The sequence below is a fragment of the Shinella zoogloeoides genome (assembly GCF_022682305.1).
Taxonomy (GTDB): domain Bacteria; phylum Pseudomonadota; class Alphaproteobacteria; order Rhizobiales; family Rhizobiaceae; genus Shinella; species Shinella zoogloeoides_B.
Genome location: NZ_CP093528.1, coordinates 4035839 through 4059479 on the forward strand (window position 1 = coordinate 4035839; position 23641 = coordinate 4059479).

Annotated in this window: 18 protein-coding genes and 1 pseudogene; 11 read left to right on the forward strand and 8 right to left on the reverse strand. The window is 64.8% G+C overall.

Features of this window, described 5'->3' with window-relative positions:
- Window positions 1–42: 42 nt before the first annotated feature.
- Window positions 43–3030 (forward strand): Ti-type conjugative transfer relaxase TraA, encoded by a 2988-nt coding sequence (traA, locus tag MOE34_RS19990; protein ID WP_242219167.1) that lies wholly within the window; start codon window positions 43–45, stop codon window positions 3028–3030.
- A gap of 98 nt (window positions 3031–3128) precedes the next feature.
- Here the strand turns inward: traA and MOE34_RS19995 are convergent, their stop codons facing one another.
- Entirely contained in the window at window positions 3129–3998 is an 870-nt protein-coding gene (locus tag MOE34_RS19995; protein WP_170299625.1) for an OST-HTH/LOTUS domain-containing protein, read from the reverse strand.
- A 355-nt stretch (window positions 3999–4353) separates the two neighbouring features.
- Between MOE34_RS19995 and MOE34_RS20000 the strand changes: the two genes are divergently transcribed.
- The 5 genes and pseudogenes from MOE34_RS20000 to MOE34_RS20020 form a co-directional block, all read left to right on the forward strand.
- The gene (locus MOE34_RS20000) at window positions 4354–4569 is read left to right on the forward strand and encodes a helix-turn-helix transcriptional regulator (RefSeq protein ID WP_160788213.1); all 216 of its coding nucleotides are present in this window, start codon (window positions 4354–4356) and stop codon (window positions 4567–4569) included.
- Window positions 4559–4801 carry a hypothetical protein gene (locus MOE34_RS20005; protein WP_160788212.1) on the forward strand — a complete coding sequence of 81 codons (243 nt, stop codon included), beginning with the start codon at window positions 4559–4561 and terminating at the stop codon, window positions 4799–4801. Before MOE34_RS20000 ends, MOE34_RS20005 begins: the two co-directional genes overlap by 11 nt.
- Window positions 4802–4909: 108 nt before the next feature.
- Window positions 4910–5329, forward strand: coding sequence for a putative toxin-antitoxin system toxin component, PIN family (locus MOE34_RS20010; RefSeq protein ID WP_242219168.1), 420 nt, complete (start codon window positions 4910–4912; stop codon window positions 5327–5329).
- Window positions 5326–5586, forward strand: a complete 261-nt coding sequence (locus tag MOE34_RS20015; protein ID WP_160788210.1) for a toxin-antitoxin system HicB family antitoxin — start codon at window positions 5326–5328, stop codon at window positions 5584–5586. The genes MOE34_RS20010 and MOE34_RS20015 overlap by 4 nt, the downstream gene beginning before the upstream one ends.
- Before the next feature lie 19 nt (window positions 5587–5605).
- Window positions 5606–6658, forward strand: a pseudogene (locus MOE34_RS20020) (recombinase family protein); the annotation flags it as partial.
- 649 nt (window positions 6659–7307) lie between these two features.
- Here MOE34_RS20020 and MOE34_RS20025 read toward each other — a convergent pair.
- The 4 genes from MOE34_RS20025 to MOE34_RS20040 all read right to left on the reverse strand — a co-directional run bounded on the left by MOE34_RS20025 (window position 7308) and on the right by MOE34_RS20040 (window position 12842).
- Entirely contained in the window at window positions 7308–9098 is a 1791-nt protein-coding gene (locus MOE34_RS20025; protein ID WP_242219171.1) for a putative bifunctional diguanylate cyclase/phosphodiesterase, read from the reverse strand.
- 140 nt (window positions 9099–9238) lie between these two features.
- Window positions 9239–11158: a methyl-accepting chemotaxis protein gene (locus MOE34_RS20030; protein ID WP_242219172.1), complete on the reverse strand. Its 1920-nt coding sequence runs from the start codon at window positions 11156–11158 to the stop codon at window positions 9239–9241.
- 443 nt (window positions 11159–11601) lie between these two features.
- A complete protein-coding gene (locus MOE34_RS20035; RefSeq protein WP_242219173.1) occupies window positions 11602–12459 on the reverse strand; it encodes a sigma-70 family RNA polymerase sigma factor in 858 nt (285 codons plus the stop codon).
- A gap of 77 nt (window positions 12460–12536) precedes the next feature.
- On the reverse strand, window positions 12537–12842 hold the full coding sequence (locus MOE34_RS20040; protein ID WP_242219174.1) for a putative quinol monooxygenase: 306 nt from the start codon (window positions 12840–12842) through the stop codon (window positions 12537–12539).
- Window positions 12843–13122: 280 nt separating this feature from the next.
- Between MOE34_RS20040 and araD the strand changes: the two genes are divergently transcribed.
- The gene (araD, locus tag MOE34_RS20045; RefSeq protein ID WP_242219176.1) at window positions 13123–14865 is read left to right on the forward strand and encodes an L-arabinonate dehydratase; all 1743 of its coding nucleotides are present in this window, start codon (window positions 13123–13125) and stop codon (window positions 14863–14865) included.
- A gap of 85 nt (window positions 14866–14950) precedes the next feature.
- Here araD and MOE34_RS20050 read toward each other — a convergent pair whose 3' ends face one another.
- Complete coding sequence (locus MOE34_RS20050; protein ID WP_242219177.1) at window positions 14951–16966, reverse strand: methyl-accepting chemotaxis protein; 2016 nt, start codon at window positions 16964–16966, stop codon at window positions 14951–14953.
- A gap of 353 nt (window positions 16967–17319) precedes the next feature.
- On the opposite strand from MOE34_RS20050, the gene MOE34_RS20055 reads away from it, so the two are divergent.
- The 3 genes from MOE34_RS20055 (at window position 17320) to MOE34_RS20065 (ending at window position 20765) form a co-directional block, all read left to right on the forward strand.
- Window positions 17320–18717: a DUF2793 domain-containing protein gene (locus MOE34_RS20055; protein WP_242219180.1), complete on the forward strand. Its 1398-nt coding sequence runs from the start codon at window positions 17320–17322 to the stop codon at window positions 18715–18717.
- Window positions 18718–18781: 64 nt separating this feature from the next.
- Complete coding sequence (locus MOE34_RS20060) at window positions 18782–19240, forward strand: YbaK/EbsC family protein (protein ID WP_242219182.1); 459 nt, start codon at window positions 18782–18784, stop codon at window positions 19238–19240.
- A gap of 232 nt (window positions 19241–19472) precedes the next feature.
- Complete coding sequence (locus MOE34_RS20065; protein WP_242219183.1) at window positions 19473–20765, forward strand: NCS2 family permease; 1293 nt, start codon at window positions 19473–19475, stop codon at window positions 20763–20765.
- Between the two features lie 141 nt (window positions 20766–20906).
- On the opposite strand, the gene MOE34_RS20070 is transcribed toward MOE34_RS20065, so the two are convergent.
- Both MOE34_RS20070 and puuE read right to left on the reverse strand, forming a co-directional pair.
- Entirely contained in the window at window positions 20907–21392 is a 486-nt protein-coding gene (locus tag MOE34_RS20070; RefSeq protein WP_242219185.1) for an ureidoglycolate lyase, read from the reverse strand.
- Window positions 21393–21696: 304 nt separating this feature from the next.
- Window positions 21697–23115 carry an allantoinase PuuE gene (puuE, locus tag MOE34_RS20075; protein ID WP_242219187.1) on the reverse strand — a complete coding sequence of 473 codons (1419 nt, stop codon included), beginning with the start codon at window positions 23113–23115 and terminating at the stop codon, window positions 21697–21699.
- Window positions 23116–23275: 160 nt separating this feature from the next.
- Between puuE and uraH the strand changes: the two genes are divergently transcribed.
- On the forward strand, window positions 23276–23641 hold the full coding sequence (gene uraH / locus MOE34_RS20080; RefSeq protein ID WP_242219189.1) for a hydroxyisourate hydrolase: 366 nt from the start codon (window positions 23276–23278) through the stop codon (window positions 23639–23641).

The following is a 23641-nucleotide window of genomic DNA, read 5'->3' on the forward strand; positions in this document are numbered from 1 at the left end:
ACGTCGTTCCGACGTGCGCTTTGCCGTGCTGATGATGGCCGCATGGCTATCTATCATCTCCACGTCAAGGTCATCGGCCGCAAGGCCGGATCGAGCGCGGTGGCTTCCGCCGCCTACCGCGCGGCCTCGCGGATGCGCGATGAGCGCATCGACCGTGTGCAGGACTTTTCCGCCAAGCGCGGTGTCGTCCATTCCGAGGTCATGTTGCCAGAGGGTGCGCCCGAGCATCTTGGCGACCGCGAACGGCTCTGGAACGATGTCGAGGCGTTCGAGGTCCGCAAGGACGCCCAGCTTGCTCGTGAGGTGGAATTTGCCATCCCCCGCGAGATGACACGGGCGCAGGGCATCGAGCTTGCCCGCGACTTCGTGCAGGCAGAATTTGTCGATCAGGGCATGATCGCGGACCTCAATGTGCATTGGGACATCGGCGAGGACGGGATGCCGAAGCCTCATGCCCATGTCATGCTGACCATGCGCAGCGTGGACGAGAACGGTTTCGGCCCGAAGGTGCGCAACTGGAACCGCACGGAAATGGTCGAGCGCTGGCGGGAACGCTGGGCCGAACATGTCAACGAGCGGCTGGCGGAACTCGACATCGACGCGCGGATTGACCATCGCAGCCTTGAGGCGCAGGGCATCGGACTGGAACCGCAAAGCCAGATCGGCGCACCCGCGCAGCGCATCGAAGGCGAAGGGCTGGACGTAGCGGATCGCGCCGAACTGCACCGCGAGATTGCCCGCAACAATGGCGACCGGATCATCGCCGATCCATCGGTGGCGCTGGACGCGATCACGCAGCAGCAATCGACCTTCACGCGCCGCGACATGGCGATGTTCGCGCATCGGCACAGCGACGGCATCGAGCAGTATAACGAGGTGATGGGCGCGATGCGCAACGCGCCCGATCTGGTCGAACTCGGACAGGACGGACGCGACGACGACAGATTCACCACCCGCGATATGATCGAGGCGGAACAGCGCCTGCACCGCACCGCAGAGATGATGGCCGGAAAGGAGCGGCACGAGGTCAGCGGCAGGGACAGAGAGGCAGCACTGGCCCGCGCCGAACAGCGTGGCCTTGTCCTGTCGGGCGAGCAGGCGGAGGCGCTGGCGCATGTCACGGACGGGCGCGATCTTGGCACTGTTGTCGGCTATGCCGGGACGGGCAAGAGCGCCATGCTGGGTGTCGCGCGCGAGGCTTGGGAGGCGGCAGGCTATGAGGTGCGCGGCGTGGCGCTGTCCGGCATCGCGGCCGAGAATCTGGAAAGCGGATCGGGCATTGCATCCCGCACCATCGCCAGCATGGAACATGGCTGGCAGAATGGCCGCGACATGCTCACCAGCCGCGATGTGCTTGTCATCGACGAGGCGGGCATGGTCGGCACGCGGCAGATGGAACGGGTGTTGTCCCATGCCGCCGAGGCTGGCGCAAAGGTGGTTCTGGTTGGCGATCCGCAGCAGTTGCAATCCATCGAGGCGGGCGCGGCCTTCCGCTCGATCCACGACCGGCACGGTGGCGCGGAGATTGGCGAGGTTCGCCGCCAGCGCGAGGACTGGCAGCGGGATTCCACCCGCGATCTGGCAACCGGCAGGACGGGCGCGGCGATTCATGCCTATGACGCGCATGGCATGGTGCATGCGGCGCAAAGCCGGGAACAGGCGCGCGACGATCTGATCGACGGCTGGGACCGGAATCGGCAGGCAGAACCGGACAGCAGCCGCATCATCCTCACCCACACCAATGCCGAGGTGCGGGAGCTCAACGAGGCGGCCCGCTACCGGATGCGGGAGGCTGGCGATCTGGGCGAAGACGTGCGCGTCACCGTCGAGCGCGGCGAACGCAGCTTCGCCGCCGGGGATCGCGTCATGTTCCTGCAAAACGAGCGCGGGCTTGGCGTGAAGAATGGAACGCTCGGCACTATCGAGGAAGTCAGCGCGCAGAGTATGACGGCGCAGACTGACGATGGCCGGTCCATCACTTTCGACCTGAAAGACTACGACCGCATCGACCACGGCTATGCGGCGACCATCCACAAGGCGCAGGGCATGACGGTGGACCGGACGCATGTGCTGGCAACGCCGGGCATGGACGCCCACGGTAGCTATGTCGCCTTGTCGCGGCACCGCGACAGCATCGACCTGCATTTTGGCCGCGACGACTTCGCCAGTCAGGACAGGCTGGTGAATACCCTGTCGCGGGATCGGGCCAAGGACATGGCCACGGATTACGAGCAGTTCGACCCGGCGCAGGATTATGCCGAGCGGCGCGGCATCAGCTTCCGTGCCCGCGTTGCCCAGATCATGCGCAGGCTGATACCGGAACGGGTGCGCGATGCTGTCGATGGGATTCTGGACAGGGTGCGTTCCCCCGGCGACGGCGTGCCTGGCCCCGAGGCTGGAACTGGCCGGGAAAGGGAACGGACCGGGAAGCCGGTGGCGGAGCAGCAGATCGGGGAAGACGCGGAGGCCGCATTGCGCCGCGCCCGTGGCCGGGCTTTTGTCCGTCATGCCCGTGCCGTGGACGCGATCTTCAAGGGTCAGGCGCAGGACATGGCCGCGACACCCGGACAGGTGCAGGAACTGCACGAGGCCCGTGCGGCCTTCAACGATCTGCGGCCCCACGGTTCCCACGATGCCGAGGCGGTTTACAAGCGGAACCCCGCGTTTGCCACGGATGTGGCTTCGGGGGATCGTGAGCGCGCCATGCCCGCAAGGCAGGCCGTGCAACAGGAAACCGAGATGCGCCAGAACCCCGAATTGCGCGCCGACCGCTTCGTGGAACGCTGGCGGGACCTCAAACAGACCGGCGACCGGCAATATGCTGCGGGTGACTATTCCGGCTACAAGGCTGCACGCAAAGAAATGGGCAACATGGCGATGGGCCTTGAGCGCGATGCGCAGATGGAATCCTTGCTCGAAGGCCGCAAGAGGCAACTCGGAATCAGCATGGATTTTGACTCAGGGATGAGGCTGGGGCGGCAACTCGCCCTCAGTCACGGCCTCGGCAGAGGCCGAAGTATCGGATTGTAAAATAGCGCGCCGGATTTGGGCTGACTTTGGGAAATGCGGATGGCAGCGATACTTTCCCTGGAACCTGCCGTTCGGGACTGCCGCCTCGCAAACCTATTTCAGCCTGTGTTCGCGGTGCCTTCTTTTTCCCGGTATCGGGCCGAACGCTGCCCGTTGATCTCGAAGTACCGAAGATCGAAGATTCGCGATTCATGCACAACCTGCCGCCAACTGCTGCACCCGTATTTCGCAGGGAGTTGTTCCGGGAACCGCTCGGCAATCCACCTTCCTGCCTCCGCAATGGATGCCCATCCATCGACGGCCAATTCACCGGCGGCCTCCCGCAAGGCGCTGACGATGCCTGCAACTGGCCAAAACACAGTGCTGTCCGGGGCGATGCCGTTGACGATCAGATCGCGGAACGCATCCGACTGGGCGAACTCTGCGGCCAGACGCCGGGTTTGCTCCATATGTTCCGCCCATCCCCGCAGTTGTTCGAAGTATTGGTCAATACGGCTGTAGGCGGCGACCAGAGCATCAGAGGCGCGAAGGCATCCATCCACGCTCCATAGATCGTGCCGGTCGATGAAATGGTGAACAAGGTCGTTTCGCAGCGCCACCAGTTCCCGGAGTTCATTTTTTAGCCGGGCGAAATCCGCGTCCGACAGGCTCAGACCTATGCGGAAACTGACCATAACGGGTTCCGCTGGACAATCGGGAAGGTCCTTGGGTGTGTCGCCGATCTCGTTGGGTGCAAGATACGATCCGAGCAGATCGCCGATCAGCGTGCCGAGTGTTTTGCGCGCGCTGTCTGCGATCCGCGCCGCCCGGATCGTCTCCAACGCATGAGGCGGCCCGGTGAGTTCATGATGCGCCACAATAGCCTTGATCAGGCGCTCGTATTGCTGCAACCGCAGCAGACATCGCCCCAGCAAGCGCTGTACTTCACGTTGACGCGCTGGCAGCGCTTCGTCCGACAATGGCGTCATGCCGTTTCCTGTTCTTGCTCCCCAGCGGCACGGGGCTGCAAAGCCCCACGAAATCCCTCATCGGCGACATAGTGAGCAGCCCGCAACGTGATCCGCAACTGGAATCCCTGCGCGCCAACTGCAAGCAGGAGTCCGGCATCAGGTCCGACTCAGGCTGTAATCCCGATGCCGAACCCGTCTTCGTCACGGCATCGCCCCCGGCAGGGCGCTGGTCCGGGGTTGTAGGGTTTTCCTATTTGCCGCCGTTTCTACGCCACAGCCCTACGCTGGCTAAATATCAGTTGCACAACGATAATTCACTGGCCTGTCTGGCCTCTGCAATCGTCAGAAATCACCAGCAGGAGGCAGATCAGCCATGCGTCAACCAGATCGTATCGTTCGCCTGAAGACCGTTCTTGCCCGCACCGGCCTGTCGCGGTCCACCATCTATCGCAAGATGGCGGAGGGTACATTCCCTGCAAAGTTCAGGATCAGCACCAACGGCGCGGGGTGGAAGGAATCCGACCTCGACCGCTGGGTCGCCGATCCTGCCGGATGGCGGCCAGAGGTAGAGGTGGGCCATGGTCGATGATGGGAAACATCCCGGACGAGAAAGACCGGCAAACGACAATCGCCCGCCCGATGGGCGGAATGACGGTCATGCGGTCGATGCGTCCGAGCGGCTCGACAGGGTGGTGCTCACCATCGCCCGGCTAATCGGCACGCAGATCGCGCGGGAGCATTTCGCGACGTTGCAGGCCGCAAATGACAACAGGCCGCCACTTCGCGATGGGGCCGGACAGGATGCGGGTGATGAGGATTGACCAAGAGGTGCGCGCTTCGTCCATATTTCCCGTGGGTGGCAGTGCCGGGCATGTTCTTTCGTTGGGCGCAACATTGACATCTTATGGGATGTCCCCATATTGTTTGCCATGAGACTGGTTCTGGACACCAACGTGATCGTGGCTGCCTTCCGCAGCCGGAACGGGGCGAGCAACTTGCTCCTGCGGTTCGTTGATCGAGGTATGTTGACACCGCTTTGCTCGACGGCGCTGTTTCTGGAATATGAGGCGGTGCTGAGCCGCGAGGAAATCCGGCAGGCGACGGCGCACAGCCTGGAGGACGTCGCAGCGGTGATGAGCGCGCTTGCCGCCGTATCCGAGGGCGTCGATATCTCGTTTCGAACGCGCCCCATGCTGTCGGATGTCGCCGATGAGATGGTGTTGGAGGCCGCGCTGAACGGGCAGGCCGAGGCCATCGTGACGCATAACGTCAAGGATTTCCGCCCGGCGCTTGCGGTGGGTGTTACCATTGCAACGCCGGGAGAGATCGTCAGGAGGCTGAACACATGACGCAGACCCAACGCTACAAATACCCGCTGCAACTGCCGCAGTCGCTCAAGGAGACGGCGGCGCGTCTGGCACATGAGGACGGCGTGTCGCTCAACCAGTGGATTGTCTCGGCGGTTGCGCAGAAGATCGGTGCGGTGGAAACCGCCGCTGATTTCATGAAAGCCCACGCCGGGGCGGCACGGCGGGGCGATCTCACCCGGCTTCTGGACCGGGCACCGGATGCGCCGCCGATGCCGCAGGATGCCATCAAGGATTAATCCAACGGAGGCCAACACCATGACCCGCGCAGCCCTCTATGCCCGCTATTCGTCTGACAACCAGCGCGAGGCGTCCATCGAGGACCAGTTCCGGCTTTGCCGCGAACATGCGGCGCGGGAACGGTGGCAGATCGTCGGTTCCTATGAGGATGCGGCGATTTCCGGTGCCAGCACGATCCTACGGCCCGGCATCCAGCGCCTGATGCGCGATGCGCAGCAAGGCGAGTTCAATATCCTGCTGGCCGAGGCGCTGGACCGGATCAGCCGCGATCAGGCGGACGTGGCGACCCTCTACAAGCATCTGAAATTCGCGGGCGTCACCATCGTCACCTTGGCCGAGGACGAAATCTCGGAGCTTCATGTCGGGCTGAAAGGCACGATGAACGCGCTGTTCCTCAAAGACCTTGCCATGAAAACTCATCGCGGCCTGCGGGGCAGGGTGGAAAAGGGCAAGGCGGGCGGTGGTCTCTGCTACGGCTACAGGGTGGTGAAAAAGCTGGACGGCAATGGCGAGCCGATCCGTGGTGACAGGGCGATCATCCGCGAGGAAGCCGAGATCGTCCTACGCATTTTTTGCGAGTTTGCATCCGGTAAAAGCCCCAAGGCCATCGCCGTCGATCTGAACCGCGATGGCGTTCCCGGCCCGCTTGGTCGGGCATGGGGTGATACCAGCATTCGCGGTCATGTCTCGCGCGGCACCGGCATCGTCAATAACGAGCTTTACACGGGCGTGCTGGTCTGGAACCGGCTGCGGTTCGTGAAAGACCCGTCCACCGGCAGGCGCGTGTCTCGCATCAACCCGGAAACTGCATGGATCAGAACCGAGGTTCCGCATCTGCGCATTGTGGATGATGAGCTCTGGAACGCGGTTCGCGCGCGGCAGAAGGATATTGCCGTCCGGTTCGAGGCGACCGTCGATGGCATCAGGAAGGCAAAGGCCCGCAAGCTCCATGAGAAGAAGCGGCCCGTTTCCCTTCTTTCCGGCCTGCTGACCTGTGGCTGCTGCTACGGCAAATACGGTCTCATCATGCGCGACCGTTATGGCTGCCTCAATCATCACCGGCGCGGCACCTGCGACAACAACAGGACCATCACCCGCGAAAAGATCGAGGAACGCGTGCTGTCCGGCCTCAGGGACCGGCTGATCTCGGGCCGTGCTGTCGAGGAAACTGTCCGGGCTTTCGCCGAGGAAATGAACCGCCTCAATCGTGCGCGCAGGGCAGAAGGAGAGCAGGACCGCAGGGCGCTGGACAAGATCGAGAAGGCCATTGCCGGGATAATCGCGGCCATCGAGGACGGCATGTATCAGCCTTCGATGAAAGCGCGGATGGACGAGCTGGAACGGCAGAAGGCTGAAATCGTCACCCGCCAGTTGCAGGTTCCGCCCGACACGCCGGACGTGCATCCCAATATCGCCAGCATCTATCACAAGCGCGTCGAGCGGTTCACGGATGCGCTGCACGATGACGACGATGGCCGCATTGCCGCCGAGGAACTGCGCTCACTGATCGAGGAAGTCGTGCTCCTGCCCGGCGAGAAGCGCGGCGAGGTTCACGCCAAGCTACGCGGCGAGTTGTTCGGCATTCTCGACTTCGTGGAGGCGGAACACCGGCACAGACCGGGGGAAGTTAGGACAAAGGTGGAAGCCTGCCCCCGCAACCAAACAACAAAAGCCCCCGTCGCACAAATGCACGGGGGCTTTTGGCGTTCTAAGCCTATCGTCAGAACGCCAACGACGAGAGGACGTCAGGCAGACGGTCGGGTGCGCATGCCTTGCCGAAGTGCCAGCCCTGCAAATGATCGCAGCCCATTGCGCATAGGAGCTCCACCTGCTCGAGGGTCTCAACCCCTTCCGCCGTCACCAGCTTGCCGAGGCTGTGCGCGATCTCGACGATGCCGCGGACGATGGCCCGGTCCTCCCGTGAGGTGGCCATGTTCGACACGAAGCTGCGGTCGATCTTCAGCCGGTCCAGCGGCAATTGCCGCAGATGCGTCAATGATGCGTATCCCGTCCCAAAATCGTCCAGCGCGATCTCGACCCCGGCGTCGTGCAGGCGCTGCAGGCCGTCCTCCACGCGTTTCTGATGCGACCCGAGGAACATGCCCTCGGTTACCTCGACACTGAATTGCTGCGGGCTGATCCCTGTTTCCGTGCAAAGTGCAAAGAACCGGTCGACGAAGGCGTCCGAGCGGAAGTCGGAATTGGTGAGGTTCATCGCAATGCGGCCCAACGGTAGATCCCGCGCTGGAGAGCGTGAGAAGTCCTGGAAGACCCGTTCAAGCATGAATAGCCCAAGCGCGGCGCGAACCGCGGGATCCGAAAAGCCCTCCTCAAAGGCCCCGGGGGTAAGCAGGCCGCGCTGCGGGTGCCGCCAGCGCATCAGCGCCTCGAGCGAGATCTGTCCGCCGTTTCGCGCGACGATCGGCTGATAGTGCAGCAGGAAGCTGTCGCGCCGCAAGCCGTCCTCGATTTCCACCAGCAATTCCGAACGTCGTTCGGCGGCCTCGCGAAGGGCAGGCTGGAACAGTTCGTAGCGGTCGCGGCCGAGCGCCTTGGCATGGTAGAGCGCAAGGTCCGCAGCCTTCATCAGCGCCTCGGAATTCCGCCCGTCGCGGGGGAAGACGGCGACGCCCAGGCTGGCGGAAGAGCGGCGCGTGTTTACGCCGATCTCTATCGGCTGACGCAGGCTCTGGAGAATGCCTTCGAGGATGGCGGCCGCGGCGGCGGGGGAGGCGTCGATGAGGATGATGCCGAACTCGTCCCCACCGAGCCTCGCGATGAAACCGTCCCGCGGGCAATGCGCGGTCAGGCGCGCGGCCACCGTCTGCAGCAGTTGGTCGCCCGCATGGTGGCCGAAGGAATCGTTGATCTCCTTGAACGTGTCGACATCCAGCAAGGCGAGGTGGAAGCTGCGGCCAGCGCCGGAATGGCGCGCCACGGTCGCCTCGACAAACTCCTGGAAGCACCGCCGGTTCGGCAGGTCCGTCAGCGGATCGTGGTTGGCGAGGTGCTTCAAATGCTCCTTGCTCGCCCGCAACTCGACTTCGAGCTGCTTTCGGGCGGTGATGTCGAAGCGGATGGAGGTGTAGCTGTCGGCCTTCCCCTTTTCCGAGATATGGGGCACGATCGCCGTATCGACCCAGTAGAGCGAGCCGTCCTTGCGCCGGTTGCAAATCTCGCCGTGCCAGATGCGCCCCTGCGCGATCTCGCGATACATGGCGCGGAAAAAGTCCGTGTCGTGCAGGCCGGACTTCAGCATCCGATGGTTGGAGCCGATCAGTTCGCTCTGCGTATAGCCGCTGATCTCGCAGAACGTGCCGTTGACATAGGTGATCGTTCCGCGCACGTCCGTCACCGCCACGATGGCGGAATTATCGAGCGCATAGCGGATGAAATCCTCTTCCGGCCGAAAGCGTGTGACGGCGCGCAGCATCGAGGCCGTGCCCTCCAGGAGGGTCGACAGGCCGTTCGCGCCTTCTTCTGCTGGCGTGGTGCTTTCAAGTGTCAGCATGGACGTGCTTCGCCTCGTTGCCATTAAAAGTGCTTCGACCGGCCGGTCTGCGGCCGCCGCCTCCATGCCTCGGGTGGCGGGACCGAAGCCCCGCCAGCCGTTGTTTCAGGCACCCGCCCTGGCAGGCGCTCTCCCGACGCCTAGAATTCCTCCCATTCGTCCTGCTTGACGGCCGCATTGCCGGCGAAGGCGCCGGCCAGCCTGCGGCCGAGCGCGCGCACCGGCGAGACGGCCGCGGAACCGGCTCCGTGGCGGACCGGCGGGGCCGCGCGCGGCGCGCCGGAAAGCTTGAACTGGGCCAGCAGCTCGTTGAGCGAGACTACTTCGCGCGACAGGCTGTGGGTGGCTGCGGTGGTCTCCTCCACCATCGCGGCGTTCTTCTGGGTGTCCTGATCCATCTGGTTGACGGCGGTGTTGATCTGCTGGAGTCCGGAGGACTGTTCCTGCGCCGCCTCGACGATGGCGCTGACATGGCGATTGATCTCCTGCACCTCGGTGACGATCGTCTCCAGCGCACGGCCGGTGTCGCCGACAAGCTGCACGCCTTCCTGAACCTGGGTCTTCGAGGCGACGATCAGCGTCTTGATTTCCCGGGCGGCATTGGCCGAGCGCTGGGCGAGCTCGCGCACTTCCTGGGCGACGACCGCAAAGCCCTTGCCGGCCTCGCCGGCCCGCGCGGCCTCGACGCCGGCATTGAGCGCAAGCAGGTTCGTCTGGAAGGCGATCTCGTCGATGACGCCGATGATGTTGGAGATCTCGTTGGAGGATTTCTCGATCTGCTCCATCGCGCCGACGGCACGGTGGACCACGGCGCCGGAGGCTTCGGCGTGGCTGCGTGCGCCGGCGACCAGTTGGCCCGCCTCGTGGGCGCGCTTGGCGGTGTCCTTCACGACGGTGGTGATTTCCTCGAGCGCGGCGGCTGTTTCCTCGACGGCGGCGGCCTGCTGCTCGGTGCGCTTGGCGAGATCGTCGGCGGCGGAGCGGATCTCGTTCGAGCCGGCTTCGATCCCGCGGGCGTTTTCGGCAACCCGGCCGAGCGCCGTTTGCAGCTTCTCGGCCGAACCGTTGAAATCGCTTCGCACGGCGTCGAGTGTCGCGGTGAATGGCTGGCTGATACGGTAGGAGACATCGCCGTTGGAGAGCCTGGAAAGGCCGTCGGCCAGGCTGTCGACGGCGAATTTCACGTCGGCGGCTTCCCGTGCCTTCTGCGCCTCGCGCTCCAGGCGTTCCTTTTCGCTGAGGCTGCGGCTGGCTTCGGCCTCCTCTTCCAGGCGCAGGCGCTCGATGGCGTTTTCGCGGAAGACCTGCACGGCGCCCGCCATCGCGCCGATTTCATCGAGCCGGCCGGTGAAGGGAATTGCATCCGCGACATTGCCGCCCGCCAGCCCGCGCATGGCGCCGGTGATGCGCTGGATCGGATTGGCGACGCGCGCGACGATGACATAGATGCCGGCAAGGCTGATCAGGACCGCGACGGCGGCGATGGAGAGCGAGAGCGTGAAGGCGTCGCTCGCAGCCTCGTCGGCGGCGGTGACCTCGCCTTCGGTCTGCGTCATGATGAAGGCGACAAGCTCGGAAATCTTGTCGTTCGTCCGGATGGCGAGCGGCTTCATGTCCATGGTGAAGGCCGTGCGCGCCGCTTCGAGGTCATGGTTCCTGACGTGAGCGATATAGGGGGCGCTGTCGGCGAGGTAGTTTGCGGCAAGCGTGCGGATTTCGGTGATGAGCGCCCGTCCGGTCGGGGAGAAGACGCCTGCCTCGTATTTGACGATCGAGGCCTCGAGCTTTGTCTTGGCGGCGTCGAGCGCCTGCATCTCCGCCTTGAACTCCGCCTCGTCGTTGACCATGGCCAGGCGCGCGAGCGTGAGGCGCATATCGGCGAAGTCGCTCTTCACCTCCCGCGAGGACAGCAGGCGCTCGATCCAGAAATTCCCGACCTTCTCGGCCGAGGCCGTTATGGAATGGATGCTCTGCAGGGCGATGGCGGACGAGATCGCTACGACGACGATGATGGCGCTCATCAGCGCGACGAGCGAGGCTTTGATGGAGAGGTTTTTCATGCTGGTCTCTTGGTATGGGATGCGGAAAAGAGCGTTCGGCGAGGCGCGCTGGCGCTGCCGGTCGGCGTGGTTGCCTGGGTTTGCATCACGCCCGGAGGGCGCCGCCGCTGCGATCCATGCGGCGAATGCATGCAACCTGATGCTGCATGTTCCGTATCTGCGGGGGAGGGCGGTTCCTTGCCGCCGCCCGCTCCGGGCGCGGTCATCGACACCCGATCTTCCCCCGTCAGTCCTTGACATAAGTCAAATATTGCTTGTCATTCAGTCACGTAGTGGTGGCTTTGATCTTCGGCGTCGGCCATGCTCACTGAGAGGAGTGTGCTCCCGGGGTGGTTAATATTCTCATCATCGATGCAACTTTTGCTTGGATATTCGCGCCGCGGCAAATGCGCGCGTGTCCTGCGTGAGGACGACGTCGGCGGTGCTGCTGATGAGCTGGGAACCTAGCCCAGACGCACCCAGTCCGCCGCCTCCTGCACATAGGGAGCGAACAGGAAGTCGCGGATCGCGGCGATCCGGCCGTCCGACCATTCCACCAGCACGAAATGCGCCGGGCCGTCCATGGGGCCGTCGCCGTCGAAGACCAGCATGGCCGGCAGGCCCTCGACCGCGCCGAGGGCGAAGCGCCATTTCGACACTTCGGCATAGCGCGTGAAATAGGGCGTGGTCTTCTCGCGGCCCTGCCACTGGAGCCGGTTCACCAGGTCGAGCTTGACGTCGTCGGCGAGCATGGCGCGAATCGTGTCGAAATCGCCGCTGCAGAAAAGATCGACATAGGCGGCGATCTTCCGTCGGTCCGCGTCGGATATCAGCGGCAGCCGCGCGTCCTCGGGCGCGCGGGAAAGCTGCTGCAACGCCGCGCGCCCGCGCTGAAGGGCGGACTTGGCGGCCGCCGGCGAACAATCGGCGATGGCGGCGATCTCCTCGACCGAATGGCCCAGCACGTCCTTCAGGATCACCGCGCAGCGTTGCAGCTCCGGCAATCGCAGGAAGGTCCGGAAGCTGACGGCGACGACCTCCGTCTGAGGCATGGTGGCGGCTTCGATATCCTCGGTGAGGGGAACGACCGCGTTGCGCGACCGGCTGCGCAGGAAATCGAGGCTGGTATTGTGGGCGATGCGGAACAGCCAGCCTTCGAGATTGTCCACCTCCGCTCCCTGGTGTCGTGCATGGAGCGCCTTGACGAGGGCGTCCTGCAGGACGTCCTCGCCGTGGATCGCTGAGCCGATCATGCGCGCGCAGTAGCGATGCAGGCGTGGCCGCAGCGCTTTCAGCCGTTCCTCGAAGGCATCCATGTTCATCGCTGCCGTCCTCCATGTCGTGTTCTGCCGGGATCAGGCAGTGCTGTCGATGGGGATCGATGGATCCGCTGGTAGGCTCATGGGGTGATATTCGCCACTTCCGAGCCGAGCAGGGAATTGAAGCGCGCCAGCGCGGCGATCTTCGGGAAATAGGCCTTCATGCGCGGATCGTCGCGCATCGCCGCGACGGCCGCGGGCGTCTCCCATTCGGAATAGATGACCACGCCCGCGCCGTCCGCCGCCGCGATCAGCCGCGTCGTTCTCCAGCCGGGCAGGGTGCGGATCAGGGTTTGCGTGTTCTCGCATAGCAGCGCGATCAGCGCATCCTGCTTGCCGGGATCGACTGTGAGGTGATTGACCAGGATCACGGGCTTCTCGGACATGGCATATCTCCTTCTGTTGCGGACAGGCCAAGGACGATCCGGAAACGGCAAACGGATCGCAGCGGGGAAGATTTTTGCGGGCGGCGGCCGGTTCCGGAGCTTCTTGCGTTTGCGGCAATAAATGTCGCGGTATCATGACGCCTTTGATATGCAACGATATCGATTGATGATTTGACTGTTATGGGGCTTCCGCGCTTCCCTGTCAGTCATGGGGAGGATGGCGATTTGCGTCTGCAGACGCGCGCTCATTGCCCGCAGGCACCAGAGACAAGGCACGACAATGACATTCAAACCCTCCCCCTGGCCGCGCAAACTGCGTTCGCAGGAGTGGTACGGCGGCACCTCGCGCGACAACATCTACCATCGCGGCTGGCTGAAGAACCAGGGTTACCCGCACGACCTGTTCGACGGGCGCCCGGTGATCGGCATTCTCAACACCTGGTCGGACCTCACCCCCTGCAACGGCCACCTGCGCGAGCTTGCCGAGAAGGTGAAGGCCGGCGTCTGGGAGGCGGGCGGTTTCCCGCTGGAAGTTCCCGTCTTCTCCGCCTCGGAGAACACCTATCGGCCGACGGCCATGATGTATCGCAACCTCGCCGCGCTCGCGGTGGAGGAGACCATGCGCGCCCAGCCGATCGACGGTGCGGTGCTGCTGGTCGGCTGCGACAAGACCACGCCCTCGCTGCTGATGGGTGCGGCCTCCACCGATATTCCCTCCATCGTCGTTACCGGCGGGCCGATGCTGAACGGCTGGTTCCGCGGCGAGCGCGTCGGCTCCGGCACGGCGCTCTGGCAGATGTCGGAGGCGATCAAGGCCGGTACGATGAGCAAGGAGGACTTCCTCGACGCCGAGCAGGCGATGAGCCGTTCCTCCGGCACCTGCAACACGATGGGCACCGCCTCGACCATGGCCTCCATGGCCGAGGCGCTCGGCATGGCGCTTTCCGGCAATGCCGCGATCCCCGCCGTCGACAGCCGCCGCCGCGTGATGGCGCAGCTCACCGGCCGCCGCATCGTCCAGATGGTCAAGGACGACCTGAAGCCTTCCGACATCCTCACCCGCGAGGCCTTCGAGAACGCCATCCGCGCCAATGGCGCCATCGGCGGCTCGACCAATGCGGTCGTCCATCTCCTGGCGCTCGCCGGCCGCGTCGGCATCGACCTGACGCTGGACGACTGGGACCGTCTCGGCCGCAACGTGCCGACCATCGTCAACCTCATGCCGTCCGGCAAATACCTGATGGAAGAGTTCTTCTATGCCGGCGGCCTGCCGGTCGTGCTGAAGCGCCTCGGCGAGGCGGGTCTTCTCCACAAGGAGGCGCTGACCGTCTCGGGCGAGAGGATCTGGGACGAGGTCAAGGACGTCGCCAACTGGAACGAGGACGTCATCCTGCCGACGGAGAAGGCGCTGGCGCAGCAGGGCGGTATCGCGGTGCTCAAGGGTAACCTGGCGCCCAGGGGTGCGGTTCTGAAGCCGTCCGCCGCCACCGCCTCGTTGATGGTGCACCGTGGCCGCGCCGTCGTCTTCGAGGATATCGACGACTACAAGCGCAAGATCGACGATCCCGATCTCGACATCGACGAGACCTGCGTCATGGTGCTGAAGAACTGTGGTCCGCGCGGCTATCCCGGCATGGCGGAGGTGGGCAATATGGGCCTGCCGCCAAAGGTGCTGAAGAAGGGCATCACGGACATGGTGCGCATTTCCGATGCCCGCATGTCCGGCACGGCCTATGGCACCGTCGTGCTCCACACCAGCCCGGAAGCCGCTGCCGGCGGGCCGCTCGCCATCGTGCGCGATGGCGATTTCATCGAGCTGGACGTGCCGAACCGGCGCCTGCATCTCGATGTGCCCGAGGGCGAGATCGAGCGCCGCCTTGCCGAATGGAAAAGCCCGGTCGAGCGGCCGGCAAGCGGCTACGGCATGCTCTATCACGATCACGTCACGGGCGCGGACACCGGCGCCGATTTCGACTTCCTGCGCGGCGCGCGCGGCAACGATGTGCCGAAGGATTCGCACTGACGATCCTGAGGGCCTTGTGCCCCGGAAATAAAGAACCCGCCTGCGAGGCCGCAGGCGGGTTTTTCGTTTGAGCGGGGCTGCGTTCTCAGAACTCTTCCCACTCGCCCTTCGTGTCGAGCGCGGCATTGCCGCTGAAGGCGGCGCTTACCTTGCGGCCGAGCGCCCGGGCGGGGGAGGCGTGGGCGGTATCGCTCGCCCGCGCGCTGCGCATGCCGCCGGCCGGCGCCGAGGATGCGCCTTCCAGCCGGAACTGGCTGACGAGGTCCCGCAGCCGCACGGCTTCGTTGGCGAGCGTGTTGGAGGCGGCATTCGACTGCTCCACCATGGCGGCGTTCTGCTGCGTCGTCTGGTCCATCTGGTTGACGGCGGTGTTGACTTCGGCAAGGCCGACCGACTGTTCCTTGGCGGAGGTAGCGATCGATTCCATATGCGCGTTGATCTCGACGATGAACTCGCTGATGGTTTTCAGCGCCGTGCCGGCATCGCGCACCAGCTTCACGCCGCTTTCGACCTCGGTGGAGGAGTTGTGGATCAGCCCCTTGATCTCCTTCGCCGCCTGGGCGGAGCGCTGGGCAAGCTCTCGCACTTCCTGCGCCACGACCGCGAAGCCCTTGCCGGCTTCACCGGCGCGCGCCGCTTCCACGCCCGCATTGAGGGCAAGCAGGTTGGTCTGGAAGGCGATCTCGTCGATGACGCCGATGATGTTGGAAATCTGCTGTGAGCTTTCCTCGATCTTGCGCATCGCCTCTTCCGCATGGGAGACGACCTGGGCGGATTCGGCGGCCGAGCGGTTGGCGCGGCCTGCGACGTCCTTGGCCTCCTCCGTGCGCCTGGAGGAATTGGCGACGTTGACGGTGATCTCGTCGAGCGCCGCGGCGGTCTGTTCGAGCGAGGCGGCCTGCTGCTCGGTGCGCTTCGACAGGTCGTCCGTGCCGGAGGCGATTTCGCGGGTGCCGGTGTCGAGCGTCGAGATCGAGCCGGAAATCTCCGCCAGCGTCGTGCCGAGCTGGGAGACGGAGCGGTTGAAGTCGTGGCGCAGCGCCTCGAAGTCCTGCGCGAAGGCCTCGTTGAGCTGGAAGGCGAGGTCGCCGCCGGCAAGGCGCTTCAGGCCCGCCGCAAGGCCGGAGGTGGCGATGCGCAGCCGCTCGGCGGCGTCGGCTTCGGCCTTTTCCTGCAGGGCGATGCGTTCGGCCTCGGCGCGCTTGCGGTTTTCCGCCGCTTCCTGCTCCAGGCGCCGGTTGGCGATGGCGCCCTGGCGGAAGACTTCCAGCGCTTTGCCCATGTCGCCGATTTCGTCGTTGTTCCTGGCAAGGGCGATCTCGTTGTCGAGATGGCCGTCGGCCACCTCGCCCATCGAGTGACGGATCTTGTCCATGCCGCCGATGATGCGCTTGAAGGTGACGAAGCCGACGATGGCGAGCATCAGGGCGAGCGTCGACATGGCGATGATGATCAGCGTCCAGTAGAAGGATGCGCGTACATTCGCCTCATCGACGGCGCCCTGGGTGCGGTTCTCGAGCTTCACGAAGAAGGCGTCGACCGGCTTCATGATCTCGGCCTTGAACTTGTGGTATTCCGGCGAGTTCACCATGGCGGTCGCCTTTTCCTTGGCGTCCGGGGCACCCGCGTCCACGAGGTTCATCGCCTCGGTCTCGATCGTGACCAGCGCGTCGGAGCGCTCGTTCGCCTGGCCGAGCAGGGCGAATTCCTCGTCGGTGAAGCCGGCCTGCTTCATCAGGTCGTGCATGGAGACGGCCGCGCCGTCCGGGCGGGGCTTGGCTTCGCCGCCCGCCACGAAGTCCCAGTAGATGCGGTGATAGTCCTCGGGGCGCGCGCGGGTGCCGTTCCGGATCTCGACGACGGCGTTGTACTGTTCCTTGAACGAGGGGTCGCCGGTTTCGGCATAGGTGCGCACGAGGCGGGTCAGGTCGTCGGACGACTGACGGAAATTGTCGGCGAGCAGGTAGGATTTATACTTTTGGTCGTAGGCGCCGGTGACGTCGTCGGCCGCGCCGGCATAGCCCCAGAGGCTGCCGATCAGGCCTGCGATCGCCACGCCCGTTGCCGAGGCGAGGACAATGAATTGTGTCTTGATTCTCATGTCGGACATTTCCTGGCGTGGACATGTCTCTTCCGGAGCGCCGAATTCATTTCCGCTGTCATGAAGTCATGTCGCACATGAGTGCTCAGCCCGGCCGCATCGCCGGAGTGATGGAAGGCTTGCTCATATTGGTTAGGAAATTGATAATGCGGCCTTTTCCCCGCCCTGTTTACTGCGGAAACGCAAGTATTCTTGATCGAAGGCAACTCTCGGAAAGCCTTCCCTAGCGTGAGTTACGTATAGTGCGGGAGGAATACGGCAGGCGCGTCGACCTCCGAAGCAGTGCCTCGATTTTCCCCGCCTTTCACGGCGCTCCTATACTGGTTCGGACATTCGCACAGGAGCCGGACGAAATGGACGCGACCGATAATCTGAACCTTCCCTATATCCTGCCTGCGCAGGCGCAGAAGCACGTCACCCACAACGAAGCCCTCAAGGCGCTGGATGCCCTTCTCCATCTCTCCGTCCTGAGCAGGGCTGTTACCGCGCCGCCGGCAAGCCCGGCCGCCGGGGACCGCTACATCGTCCCGGCGGGCGCGACGGATGCCTGGACCGGCCAGACGAAGGCAGTGGCCGCCTGGCAGGACGGCGCATGGACCTTCCATGCGCCGCGCGAGGGCTGGCTTGCCCAGGTGACCGACGAGAACCGCCTTCTCGTTTTCAGGGCGGGCGATTGGCTGTCGGCGGCCTTCGATATCGCCGTCGCCGACCGGATCGGCATCAACGCCACGGCGGACGCGACGAACCGGCTTGCCGTCGCCGCGCCCGCCTCGCTCTTCAACAACGAGGGCGCGGGACACCAGATCAAGGTCAACAAGGCCAGTGCCGGCGACACCGCCTCGCTGCTGTTCCAGACTAACTGGTCCGGTCGCGCCGAGATGGGGCTTGCCGGCAGCGACACCTTCCGTATCAAGGTGAGCGCGGATGGCTCCGCCTTCAACGACGCCATGGTGGCCGATCCGGCGACGGGGCGCGTCGCCTTCCCGGCGGGCGTGCAGGGCATGCGGCCGCAGTTGACGGCGGGCCGGACCTACTATGTCTCGACCGGTGGCAACGACGGCAATAGCGGCCTGACGGCGGGTGCGCCCTTCGCGACGCTCCAGAAGGCGATCAACGAGGCCCATAAGCTGGATACCGCAGGCTATGACATCACCATCGAGCTTGCCAATGGCAGCTATGCCGGGGCGACGGTTCCCCGCGCCCTTCCCGGAGGCGGAACGCTGATCGTCAAGGGCAACGAGACGACGCCCGCCTCGGTCGTCCTGTCCTCGGGCCTCGTCTTCGGCAGCGGGGCGCAGGCGCGTGTTTCGGGCATCCGTATCGCCATCGCCACGGACCTCATCCACGGGCTTTCCGTCGGCAACGGCGTCTCTCTGCGCCTCGGCAGGATGGAATACGGCGCGGTCGGCGCGAATGCCGACCATATCTTCTGCGACAATCCCTGCCAGATCGTGCTGGAGGACAATGTCGCCATCACCGGCGGCGCGCGCCGGCACATGAATATCGGCGCGGGCGTGCTGCTTGCCGAGGGGCGCACCTTCACGCTGACCGGTACGCCGGCCTTCACCCAGTTCGCCGCCGCCCGCAATTCCGGCACGGTCTCGCTGTCCAGCCCCACGATTTCGGGCAGCGCCACCGGCAGCCGCTACATCGCCGAGACCAACGGCGTCATCAATACCTTCGGCAAGGCGGCGACCTTCCTGCCCGGCTCCGCCGTCGGCACGACGCCCTCGGGCGGCATCTACGCCTGACGCATTGCGCTTCGCGGTCCGGCGGCCTCTTGCATCGGGGCCGTCGGACTGGCTATGAAATGCCATGTCGCTCGAATCCGTCCGTTCCTTCTTCACCGAACACGCCCCCGATATCGACGTGCTCGTCACCGAGCAAAGCTCGGCCACCGTGGCGCTTGCCGCCGAGGCGCATGGCGTCGCCCCCGAACAGATCGCCAAGACGATCTGCCTGCGCGTCGGCGAGGAGATCGTACTCCTGGTCGCCGCCGGCACGGCGCGGCTCAGCAATCGCAAATTCAAGGACCGCTTTTCGGCAAAGCCCCGCATGCTGGATGCCGGAGAGGTGGTAGCCGCCACCTCGCACCCGGTCGGCGGCGTCTGCCCCTTCGGCCTGCCTTCGCCGCTGCCGGTCTATTGCGACGTCTCGCTGCGTGCTTTCGGGGAGGTCGTCCCGGCCGCCGGCGCGACCAATGCGGCGGTGCGCATCGCGCCGGAGCGCATGGCGGGGCTGGTCGGCGGCGTATGGGTCGACGTGTGCGAATGACGGCCCGCCGAGCCCGGCAAGTCGTGAAAGAGTTTCGCTAAAATCCGGGGAAATCCCCCGCTGGCGCGGACCTCGCGGAAGAAGCAATATAACGAAACTGTGATCACGGTGGCCTGTCCTTTGGAAGCCGCCGCGCACAGGCGCGGAACGATCCGCGACGGGCCGCTGGAGGAGCTATGGCCCGCATCTATCGCACGGCGGCGCATATCCGCGTCCGCCAGGGGGAGAAAACATGTTTGAACGGCTTTTCAAGCTGAGTGAGCACGGCACCACCGTGCGCACCGAGGTGATCGCGGGTCTGACGACCTTCCTCACCATGTCCTATATCATCTTCGTCAACCCGGATATCCTGTCCACGACGGGCATGGACCGGGATGCCGTCTTCGTCGCGACCTGTCTGGCTGCCGCGCTCGGCTCCATGGTCATGGCGACCATGGCCAACTGGCCGATCGGCATGGCGCCCGGCATGGGCCTCAACGCCTTCTTTGCCTTCACCGTCGTCGCCGCCCTCGGCTTCACCTGGCAGCAGGCGCTCGGCGCGGTCTTCATCTCCGGCATGATCTTCGTCCTCCTCACGGTGACGGGCATTCGCAGCTGGCTGATCGAAGGCATTCCGCATTCGTTGAGAAGCGCCATCGCCGCCGGTATCGGTCTCTTCCTCGGCATCATCGCCCTGAAGAGCGCCGGCATCGTCGTCGACAATCCGGCGACCCTCGTCGGCCTCGGCGACCTGAAGCAGACCGGCCCGCTCCTGGCGATCCTCGGCTTCTTCGTCATCGCCGTGCTCGATGCGCTGCGCGTCAAGGGCTCGATCCTGATCGGCATTCTCGTCGTCACGGTCCTGTCCTGGATCCTCGGCGTCAGCGAGTTCCGCGGCGTCGTCTCCATGCCGCCGTCGATCCTGCCGACCTTCCTGCAGCTCGACATCATGGGCGCCCTGCATGGCGGCCTGCTGCACGTCATCCTCGTCTTCGTGCTCGTCGAAGTCTTCGACGCCACGGGCACGCTGATCGGCGTCGCCAAGCGCGCGGGCCTCATCCAGGAAGGCCAGAAGAGCCGCCTCGGCCGCGCCCTTCTTGCAGACAGCACGGCCATCGTCGCCGGCTCGCTGATGGGCACGAGCAGCACCACCGCCTATGTCGAAAGCGCCTCCGGCGTTCAGGCCGGCGGTCGTACGGGCCTCACCGCCTTCACCGTCGCCATCCTGTTCCTGGCCGCCCTCTTCATCTCGCCGCTCGCTGGCTCCGTTCCGAGCTATGCCACGGCTCCGGCCCTGCTCTATGTCGCAGGCCTGATGATGCGCGAACTGACGGAAGTCGAATGGGAAGACCTGACGGAAGCGGCCCCGGCTGCGCTTACCGCGCTCGCCATGCCCTTCACCTACTCGATCGCCAACGGCCTTGCCTTCGGCTTCATCAGCTACGTGGTGCTGAAGCTCTTCACCGGCAAGTGGAAGGACATCCATCCGGCAACGGCGGTCGTCGCGGCCCTCTTCGTCATCCGCTTCGCCTTCTTCGCGGAATAGGCGGGAACCCATCGATCCAAAAGGAACGGGCCGCGCTCATCGCGCGGCCCGTTTTCGTTTGTGCGGTTAAGGCAAATGGCGGCTACGAAAATGCCGGCCCGTGGAGGCGGGCCGGCGGATCCGTGAAACCGATGGGTGGCTTCAGCGGACCAGGAAGGTTTCGCTGTAGAAGTGCTCCTCGAGGTTGACGCCTTCGCCGCCGCGGTCGACCACGGCGAAATCGGAGACCGCATCGAGCGGCGTCAGGATGCCGTGCCAGACATTGCGGCCGATATTGACGCCCTGGCCCGGTGCCGTGCGAAAGGCGATCGGTTCGGCGGGGCCGTTCTCCGTCTCCTCGGCGACGACGACGAGGAAGGAGGCCTCGCCGAGCGGGATGAACGCCTGACTGCCGAGCGGATGGCGCTCGACCATGTTCAGTTCCAGCGGCAGCGGATAGGGTTCGCCGCGCAGCAGGCTGATCATCGGCCGCGCCTTCTCGCCGGTCGTCTCGATATTGGCGAGATCGTGGAAGCGGGTGCACTTGCCCGCATTGATCGGGAAATTGTGCGCGCCGTCGCGCTCGATGACCTGGCCGAAGGGCGCGAAGGCCTCACGGGTCAGCGGTTTGATCTCGATGGTCTTCATGGTTTTCCTCCCTCGGCCACATGGCCAGAAACACGCAGACGGCCAATGCCGCCGTCCGGATGAATGGTCCGGCGGATTGCGCAGGGCACCCGCCTTCTTCACGCGATGACCGCCTGACGCATGAATGCGGCTGGCGGAAACTGACTGTCCGGGCAGGATCGCCTGCCAGGACATCGACGGGCTTCGACAAGGGTGGGGAGGTCCCCCGTCGTGCCCGTCCGGTCTTTCAACCGTCACTTATATTGACGCCATGGCCGGACGCAGGCAAGCGCCGACGGCGGGCGGCGGATCGGCCGCTTCCGGCTCAGGCCGGCAGCAGCGCCTTGAGCCGGAGGAACCCGATTCGCTCCACCTGCTTGCAGGCGGTGGCGAATTCGGTGTCACGGTCGTTGGCGATGCGCTTCTCGAAGGCGGCGAGGATGCTTGCCTTCGTGTTGTCGCGCACGGCGATGATGAAGGGGAAGCCGAATTTCTCCACATAGGCGTCGTTGAGTTCGGTGAAGCGGCTGCGCTCCTCGTCCGTCAGCGCGTCGAGGCCGGCGGAGGCCTGTTCCTCGGTCGAGCTTGCCGTCAGACGCTTGGCCTGCGCCAGCTTGCCGGCAAGGTCGGGGTGCGCGACGAGCACGCCGAGCCGCTCCTCGGCGCTTGCGGCGCGGAATTGGAAAGCGAGCGCGGCGGCAAGGCCGAGGGCGGTGTCGTGCGCCGGTGAAAGCTCGTCGGCCCAGGCGCGCTGCGCCACCCACGGCGAGTGCTCGAAGATGCCGCCGAAGCGTTCGACGAAGACCTCTTCCGACATCTGCGAGGGACGCTCGGAAAGCGGCTGCGGCGGATGGGTCTTCGCCCAGTGCTCGGCGATGTCGACGCGCCGTGCGATCCAGACCTTCTCGTGGCTCTGCACGTAGTCGATGAAGCGGGCGAGCGCCATGACGCGGCCGGGACGGCCGAGCAGGCGGCAGTGCAGGCCGATGCTCATCATCTTCGGGCTGCCGGCCTTGCCTTCGGCATAGAGCGCGTCGAACGAATCCTTCAGGTAGGTGAAGAACTGGTCGCCGCTGTTGAAGCCCTGGGGCGTGGCGAAGCGCATGTCGTTGGCGTCGAGCGTATAGGGAATGATGAGCTGCTGCCTGCCGCCATGCTCGTACCAGTAGGGCAGGTCGTCCGCATAGGTGTCGGAAATGTAGTCGAAGCCGCCGGCCTCCGCCACGAGATCGACCGTGTTGACGGAACAGCGGCCCGTATACCAGCCGCGCGGCCGCTCGCCGGTGACGAGCGTGTGCAGACGGATCGCCTCGGCGATGGCCGCGCGCTCGTCGTCCGCCGACATGTCCTTGTGTTCGACCCATTTGAGGCCGTGCGAGGCGATTTCCCAGCCGGCCTCGATCATTGCCGCGACCTGGGCGGGCGAGCGCTTGAGGGCGGTGGCGACGCCGTAGACCGTAACGGGCACGTTCTTTTCCGTCAGCAGCCGGTGCAGGCGCCAGAAGCCGGCGCGTGCGCCGTATTCGTAGATGGACTCCATGTTCCAGTGGCGTTGGCCCGGCCACTGCGCGGCGCCGACGATCTCCGACAGGAAGGCTTCCGAGGCCGCGTCGCCATGCAGCACGCAGTTCTCGCCGCCTTCCTCGTAGTTCAGGACGAATTGCACGGCGACGCGCGCATCGCCCGGCCACGCAGCGGCCGGCGGGGTCTGCCCATATCCGTGCATGTCACGGCAGTATCGCATGGAACGCTCCTCCAAACGTTTTTGATGACGAATGTCTAACTCAAGAATCGCCCGGGCCATTCCCCAGGAAAATTTGAAAGTCTCGAACGATCTTTCTGCTTTTCAGTGGAAAGAGGCTGGCCGATAGTGATTGCAGGCGCATTGTGCTCGGGAGGAAAACATGCAGTCTCATTCGCACGGAGCCGGCCGGCTCACGACCCACGTTCTGGACACCGCCCTCGGCAAGCCGGCGGAAGGCCTGCGCATCGACCTCTTCCGTGTCGAAGGCGACGCGTTCCATCTCATCAAGACGGTCGCGACGAACGACGACGGCCGCTGCGATGCGCCGCTGCTTTCGGGTGACGACATGAAGGCCGGCACTTACGAGCTGCGTTTCCATGCCGGCGACTATCTCGGCCGCTCCGGCGACGGCCCGATGTTCCTCGATATCATCCCCATCCGCTTCGGCCTTTCCGACGAAGGCGCGCATTACCATGTGCCGCTCCTCGTCTCGCCGTTCAGCTATTCCACCTACCGCGGGAGCTAA

What these genes read in the sequence shown, in the direction of transcription:
- traA (WP_242219167.1), top strand. Translation starts at nt 43, where the DNA reads ATGGCTATCTATCATCTCCACGTCAAGGTCATCGGCCGCAAGGCCGGA.
- MOE34_RS19995 (WP_170299625.1), bottom strand. Translation starts at nt 3,998, where the DNA reads ATGACGCCATTGTCGGACGAAGCGCTGCCAGCGCGTCAACGTGAAGTA.
- MOE34_RS20000 (WP_160788213.1), top strand. Translation starts at nt 4,354, where the DNA reads ATGCGTCAACCAGATCGTATCGTTCGCCTGAAGACCGTTCTTGCCCGC.
- MOE34_RS20005 (WP_160788212.1), top strand. Translation starts at nt 4,559, where the DNA reads ATGGTCGATGATGGGAAACATCCCGGACGAGAAAGACCGGCAAACGAC.
- MOE34_RS20010 (WP_242219168.1), top strand. Translation starts at nt 4,910, where the DNA reads ATGAGACTGGTTCTGGACACCAACGTGATCGTGGCTGCCTTCCGCAGC.
- MOE34_RS20015 (WP_160788210.1), top strand. Translation starts at nt 5,326, where the DNA reads ATGACGCAGACCCAACGCTACAAATACCCGCTGCAACTGCCGCAGTCG.
- MOE34_RS20025 (WP_242219171.1), bottom strand. Translation starts at nt 9,098, where the DNA reads ATGCTGACACTTGAAAGCACCACGCCAGCAGAAGAAGGCGCGAACGGC.
- MOE34_RS20030 (WP_242219172.1), bottom strand. Translation starts at nt 11,158, where the DNA reads ATGAAAAACCTCTCCATCAAAGCCTCGCTCGTCGCGCTGATGAGCGCC.
- MOE34_RS20035 (WP_242219173.1), bottom strand. Translation starts at nt 12,459, where the DNA reads ATGAACATGGATGCCTTCGAGGAACGGCTGAAAGCGCTGCGGCCACGC.
- MOE34_RS20040 (WP_242219174.1), bottom strand. Translation starts at nt 12,842, where the DNA reads ATGTCCGAGAAGCCCGTGATCCTGGTCAATCACCTCACAGTCGATCCC.
- araD (WP_242219176.1), top strand. Translation starts at nt 13,123, where the DNA reads ATGACATTCAAACCCTCCCCCTGGCCGCGCAAACTGCGTTCGCAGGAG.
- MOE34_RS20050 (WP_242219177.1), bottom strand. Translation starts at nt 16,966, where the DNA reads ATGAGAATCAAGACACAATTCATTGTCCTCGCCTCGGCAACGGGCGTG.
- MOE34_RS20055 (WP_242219180.1), top strand. Translation starts at nt 17,320, where the DNA reads ATGGACGCGACCGATAATCTGAACCTTCCCTATATCCTGCCTGCGCAG.
- MOE34_RS20060 (WP_242219182.1), top strand. Translation starts at nt 18,782, where the DNA reads ATGTCGCTCGAATCCGTCCGTTCCTTCTTCACCGAACACGCCCCCGAT.
- MOE34_RS20065 (WP_242219183.1), top strand. Translation starts at nt 19,473, where the DNA reads ATGTTTGAACGGCTTTTCAAGCTGAGTGAGCACGGCACCACCGTGCGC.
- MOE34_RS20070 (WP_242219185.1), bottom strand. Translation starts at nt 21,392, where the DNA reads ATGAAGACCATCGAGATCAAACCGCTGACCCGTGAGGCCTTCGCGCCC.
- puuE (WP_242219187.1), bottom strand. Translation starts at nt 23,115, where the DNA reads ATGCGATACTGCCGTGACATGCACGGATATGGGCAGACCCCGCCGGCC.
- uraH (WP_242219189.1), top strand. Translation starts at nt 23,276, where the DNA reads ATGCAGTCTCATTCGCACGGAGCCGGCCGGCTCACGACCCACGTTCTG.